Raw genomic sequence first — 1,256 nt, 5'->3', positions numbered from 1 at the left:
ACGTGGTGGTGCCAGCCGCGCCAGGTGCGGCCTTCGAAGTGGGCCAGGCCCAGGGCCTGTTTCATCTCGCGGTAGTCGTGCTCGATGCGCCAGCGTAGTTTCGCGGTGCGCACGAGGGTGGCCAGTGGGGTGTCGGCGGGCAGGTTGGACAGCCAGAACTGGACGGGTTCGGGCTCGGTCGTGGGCCATTCGGCCAGCAGCCAGCGCACGGGCAGTTCGGGGCCGTCGATGTTCTTGCGGATCTCGCGTCCGGCGGGACGGACCCGCAGGGCCACGAACCGTGAGTACATGCGCTTGAGGCCGCTTCGGCCGCTGCCTGGGCGGGAGCCTTCCCGCCACTGCACCGGCCTGGCGGCCTTCCGGCCTGCCGCGATGACCTGGCTCTTCACGGTCCGTGCCGGCTCGGGATAGACGGGCCGGGGCCGGGGACCACGGCCGCCGTAGGGCGGGGTGTGCAGCTGTGCTTCCTCCGGCTGTGCGGTGGTCGTGGTGGAGATGCCCACCACGTAGGTGAGTTTGCGTTCTTCCAGGCCCAGCCGGAAGGCTGCCGTGTCTCCGTAGCCGCCGTCGGCGACGGCGAGGGGGATGTCGATGCCCCACGACCTCGTCTCGTCGATCATGTCCAGGGCCAGCTGCCACTTCTCGACATGGCCCACCTCGGCAGGGATGCCGCACGGCCTGCGGCGGGCCACCTTGTCCGGATCTGCTTTCGGTGAGGCGGGATCCCAGCTCTCGGGCAGGAACAGACGCCAGTCGACGGCCGCCGAGGCGCCGTCGGACGCCAGATGCAGCGACACCCCGGCCTGGCAGTTGGTGACCTTGCCCGCGGTGCCGGTGTACTGCCGCGTCACACACGCCGACGAATCGCCGTCCTTGAGGAAGCCGGTGTCATCGATGACCAGCACGGTCGGCTTGATCACCTGCTGCATCCTCCACGCCAGGCGGGCGCGGACATGCGCCGGATCCCACGGGCTGGAGGTGATGAAGTGGGCCAGGGCCTGCCGGTTACCGTCCTCACCCAGCCGGGCGGCCATCGGCTCCACCGACTTGCGCCGCCCGTCCAGCAGCAGTCCCCGCAGATACACCGCTCCCCACCGGCGCTGATCCGCCCTTGCGAACGGCTCGAACACCTCTGCCGCGAAGTCCTCCAGATCACACCGGACCGCAGCCAGCTCCTCAGCCATCACACCCGCTCAACAACACAGGCAATCAAGGAGACACGCCACCGGCGAGTGAACCTGACCAGGCCCTACTAG

General features: G+C 69.3%; 1 protein-coding gene. It reads right to left on the bottom strand.

All coding sequences use genetic code 11. The annotated features are described in order from the left end of the window. Positions 1 to 1,184, bottom strand: a 1,184-nt coding sequence (locus tag ACFWPS_RS54010; RefSeq protein ID WP_383721931.1) for an IS701 family transposase, incomplete at its 3' end; no start/stop codon positions are given. Positions 1,185 to 1,256: the final 72 nt, after the last annotated feature.

Origin of the sequence: Streptomyces sp. NPDC058457 (assembly GCF_042720695.1) — a bacterium.
Lineage (GTDB): Bacteria > Actinomycetota > Actinomycetes > Streptomycetales > Streptomycetaceae > Streptomyces.
The sequence above is the reverse complement of the archived record's forward strand: the minus strand, read 5'-3'. Positions and strand labels throughout refer to the sequence as shown.